The following is a 4777-nucleotide window of genomic DNA, read 5'->3' as shown; positions in this document are numbered from 1 at the left end:
GCGGCCGTCGCCGGCGGGCGGTCGCACCGCTGGCGGCCTGGGTCGGCACGCTACCGGCCGCGCCGCGCGGGTCGGTGAGCACCTGGGCCGGGAGATGACCGGTGAGATGCTCGCCGAGACCGCCGCCGGCCTGGCCACCGGGCAGGGCCTGACCTCAATGGAGGACGTGGCCCGCGCCGCCGCCTCCGGGGCCACCGGCTCGGCCACCGCACAGACCGACCACGCGTTGCGCGCCAAGCTCGACGCGCAGGCCAACGCCCTGGCGGGAGCCTCACTCGCCGGCCCCTCCCTGGCGCCGCTCGCAACGGCCCCGGCCTCCTCGGCGGACGGCTCGGCCACGGCTTCCGCCGCTGCCTCGTCTGCGTCGCCCGCCTCGTCTGCCCCGGCGTCGGTCGTGTCAGCCTCGTCTGCCTCAGCCCCTTCTGCCTCGGCGTCGGCCGCCTCGGAATCGGTAGAGTCGGTCGCAACGGGGGTCGCCGGACCCGTGGTGGGGTCGCCGGTGGTCCCGGCGCAGGCGGCCGTCGGCGGAGCGGATGCGGCCACCTCGCTCGTGCACGACCAGGTGGCGCCGCTACGTGAGGCGGGCGCCGTGTCGTATGCAGCCAACCTGTCCCAGCCCGCCATTTCGGACCTGACCGGGTCATCGGAATCGCGCCTGCTCCCGACCGAGGCCGCCGCGCCATCCCCGGACGGGCACGGTCCGGCCACCGCCACCGACCGGTCCGGTCCGGCGCAACCGATCGCCGCCGACCCGACCCTCACGTCGGTCGCCGCGCCCGTGGGCGGCACCCTCGACCAGGCCGGCGGCGTCGCGCCCACGTCCCACTTATCGAGCGCCCCGAGCGTCAACGGGCCGTCCGCGTGGTCCCCGCCGGTGACGAGCACCCCGGTCCCGTCCGTCGGCCCGCCCCCGACAGCCGCCGGGGGTCTGGCGCCGCCGGTCACGCCCACCAGCGCCGCATCCCATTTTTCGATGGCGGCGGCGCTCGCGCCGGGACGCGTACCCGCCCATCCGGCGCGCGGCCGGGCGTCGATCCCCACCGACATGCCGGCACCCTCGCAATCCGACATCGAGGACGCCGACTGGTACGCGGCTCGTTGGGCGGCCGAGGCGGAAGCCGTCGAGCGGCGGCGATACCGGGGCTACTACGAGTCGCGGCGCAACGAGTTCGAGCACAGCCGCCGGCAGGCGGAGGCCAGCCGACTGCGCGCTCTGGCCGCCGAACACGACCGCCGGGCCGTCGAGTACGCCAACTACGCCCGGCAACTCCACCGGACCGGCCACCCACGGTGGGCCGACGGCTGGCAGCGGGCCGCGAACGACGAGACACGCGCGTACACCCAATGCCGTGACCTGGCCGACGCGGTGCTGGCCGGCACCCGGGCGCCGCAGGTCGTCGACATCGGCGACACCGCCTTCCGGCAGGCCAACAGGGACGTGGGCGCGCTCGCCCTCGGCGCGGTGGAAACCGCCGGCCCATCCCGGCTCACCGGCGACGATGCACCCCCGCCGATCGACGACTCCCGGCCGTACGGAAAGCCCGGCGGGCTGCGTCCGCCGCTCGCCCTGCATCAGGTCGACGTCGAACGGCAGATGCCCCGCGACCCGGACGGCAACGTCACCCGCACCGCCGACCCCCGGCGCGGAGCCTGGTTCCGGCTCTTGAACGACGGCGGTCCGATGGCCGACGCCACCCGAGGTATCAACTGCCTGGACTGCACGCTCTCCCTGTTCGAGACGTGGGTGCACGGGCGTCCCCGGGTGTCGGCACCGCGCACCTTCGACGGCTACCTCGACGGCGACACCCGCCGCCCGATCCGCGGCGAAGCCGGCGGACCAGGCCGGGTGGAAAACGCCACCGGCGGCCGGTTCCAGCAACTCCTCGCCCCGCCGCCCGGCCAACGGCTGCACCCGGACCACGCGCGGCACGCCGCCGACCGTGGCTACCACAACCTGCACGACCAACTACTGCTCGGCGGGCACGGCAGCTACGCGTTCCTGATCACCGAATGGGCCGGTGGCGGCTCACACGCCTGGGTGGCGCTCAACCAGAACGGCACCGTCCTCTACGTAGACCCGCAGACCGGCATCATCCGCGACCGGCCGCTGTACCCCGACGTGGTCGGCATCGACGCGCTGGTGCTCAGCGGAGACGGCCGCCCCATGCCGCTCGGTGGACTGCCCCGAGGCCGGTTCAGCGAACGGCCCGACCTGCCGGACCACCCACCGGTACGCGACGACGGCGGCCACGGCGACCCGTACATCAACCGCATGTACCTGCTCCTGGACGGGCCGGGCTCGGTTCCGGACGCGGGCGGCGGACCCACCCACGGGGATGGCGCGTCAGTGGGCCGTGATCCGGCTGAGGTGCTCAGGTCGGCTGGCAGTCTGGACGAGGTTTTCGCGGCCGCAGTGAGCCCAGTTGAATTCGCTAGAGCGGCGTCCCCGCAGACCCTCCGGCGACTGGTGCCCGACCTCGACGAGGCGGCTGCTCAGGACGTGTCGCGACTCTTTGCCGACGTCCGTATCCGCGACATGTTCGACACTGCTCTGCGGGAACCGCTCCCGAACAAGCCGGATCTCGCGGAGAGCCTGGCTCGGCAACTGGCGCAGGCGCCGGATCTGGCGCGAATGGTCCTGGCCACCCCCGAACTGGCGAACTCATTGACGGCCCGCCCGCTGACCCTGCATCACCTGGCCAGTCACCAGCAGGCCATCGATGCCCTCGCCGAGGTGCTCGACGACATCGCCCGACAGGAGGAAGCGGGTGTGGGCGTGGCATCCGAACGAAGGGTGCCTCAGCCAGAGCCGACACCGCTCACTGAGGAACAGTTGAGGATCAGCGCCAGTATTGAGGTAGATCATGAGCCGGTCGCACAGGCAGGATTCGACAACCTCCGCCGCGGCGACCCCGACTATCGCGCGCGTTACCTCGATAATCTCTACGCGGCGGCAGCCGTGGCGCAGGCAGACCTGAATCAGCTTGCGGTGTCTCTGGCCCACGTCAATGGCCGTCGTATCGGAGAGCCTGGTTGGCGTTCTCAGCCCAAGGATCGACGCCGAGCCGAGGACAAGGTGAACAAGAGGCAGGGCGACGCGTCGACGTTGTTCGACCTGGCGGCTGCGAAGGTTGAGTTCCGTTGCCTGGACGATCTCTACGCTGCTCTCCAACGGGTCAAGGAGTATCCAGCCGCGGTGATTGTGAGCTGCGACGATCGGTTCGTGTCTCCCATGAGTAGTGGCTACCGGGATGTGCAGCTCACCTTGCGGATGCGTAACGGTCACCTGGCTGAGTTCCGCCTGCACCTCGCGGCGCTCGACGCAGTGGCCGTTTGGGAGCATGTGCTGTATGAAGTGCGACGCGACGTGGAGGCCCTGGCACTACTTGACCACCGGACGCTGACGCCCCGCGAGCGGGCGATCACGGACGGAATTCGCATTCGGGAGCAGCAACTGTTCTGGCAGGCGTTGCAGTCAACTTTCGAGGAGAAGTCCGGATGACCGAGGTGTCTAGCTCGGCCCTTCCCGCCTACTACCTTTACCACCAGTCACCAGTAAAGATCGTAGAGACCCCCGACGGCGGCGCTCGGGTCTGGCGCGTTTCCATCGACTCGGGCGGGTGGCACGAGAAGAACGATATTTTCGTGGAAATCATGCTTGCCGTCGGCGGCGACATCTTCACTCGCACTGCAGCGGACTTCGTTCAGGAGGTGGAGGCGTTCCGAGCTCATTATCTTCAGGGCGAAGGACCGATTTTCGCGCTATACGAGACAGTGCAGGCGCTCAGGGACGCCGCGAAAGCCGAGGGGCGCCACCTCACGTCGAAGGAGCGGGCGCTGATTCGGGGGATTCGCCAGCGGACGTTCGTGATGTTTGAGGAACAGCTCCGCGCGGCTGGTGATCCTGGCGCAGACCCTGATATCGCGAGAGCGGTGTAGGCAGGGCTCTGCCGAGGACCTGTGGGCCGCGGAGGCGAACCTCAACGCCGTTGCGTGAGGCCGGCGGTTGGCGAGGCAGTCTCCCGAGGGCGGATGCGGCGTCCCGTCCACTGCTCTCGGCGTGATCAAGTGATGAGAAACAGTTGCCAGGTCCCTTCCTGAACTACTGTTCATCGCTTGATCACTGGGTCCCTGTCGCGAGGGGGCGCCTAACGCAACGGCCTGACCTGGAACTCGATCCTCAAAGGTCGGCCTGCCGTCCCGCGAAGCGCCTCGGCATGATTCCGTTCGAGAGATCTCGCCTGGTCCGAATAGGATCCAGACATGGTTGGGGCGGGGGCTGAGAAGAGCAAGTCCAACGCGTGGGCGTGGCCGGTCGGCATCCTGATCGGTTTGGCGATCGGCATCCCCTCGTTCGGTTCGAAGGGTGGCGTCGCCTTCGGCGTAGCCCTCGGCATCGCCTTCGCGATTGCCTTCGGCGCGACCGACAAGCGTTCCGAGGGCGGCAAGGCTGCCGGTGACCCTTCCGAGGGCGGCGCCGACGGTCCGCGTCAAGGGTGATCCACTCCAGTTCGGCGAAACGGCGGTATCCGTGGTCCTCGGATAGCCCAATATCGGCGATGTTGAGTGGATCAAGCCGGGCCGCGCCGGGGGGTGTCGCGGAGGCGGTGGCCGTACAGGAGTCGTTGCGGGCGTTGGTTGACCTGGTGGGGCCGGCTGGAGCTGCTCGACATCCCCGGCCGCTGGGGCCACTCCGACGCCTACGCGGGAGACCGCTCCACCAACGCCCGCGTCCGCCCCCGCCCTCCGCTAACCCACCCCGCCCCACCCCGCCTCC

At 70.0% G+C, this 4777-nt stretch carries 3 protein-coding genes; all 3 read left to right on the top strand.

What is annotated here, in order from left to right; translation table 11 throughout:
- Positions 1-94: 94 nt before the first annotated feature.
- Positions 95-3502, top strand: coding sequence for a toxin glutamine deamidase domain-containing protein (locus JNW91_RS29680; RefSeq protein ID WP_238425935.1), 3408 nt, complete (start codon positions 95-97; stop codon positions 3500-3502).
- Positions 3499-3939: a hypothetical protein gene (locus JNW91_RS29675; RefSeq protein ID WP_203178823.1), complete on the top strand. Its 441-nt coding sequence runs from the start codon at positions 3499-3501 to the stop codon at positions 3937-3939. The genes JNW91_RS29680 and JNW91_RS29675 overlap by 4 nt, the downstream gene beginning before the upstream one ends.
- A gap of 324 nt (positions 3940-4263) precedes the next feature.
- Entirely contained in the window at positions 4264-4500 is a 237-nt protein-coding gene (locus JNW91_RS29670; protein ID WP_203178822.1) for a hypothetical protein, read from the top strand.
- Positions 4501-4777 lie beyond the last annotated feature (277 nt).

Origin of the sequence: Micromonospora parastrephiae, assembly GCF_016802865.1 — a bacterium.
Lineage (GTDB): Bacteria > Actinomycetota > Actinomycetes > Mycobacteriales > Micromonosporaceae > Micromonospora > Micromonospora parastrephiae.
The sequence above is the reverse complement of the archived record's forward strand: the minus strand, read 5'-3'. Positions and strand labels throughout refer to the sequence as shown.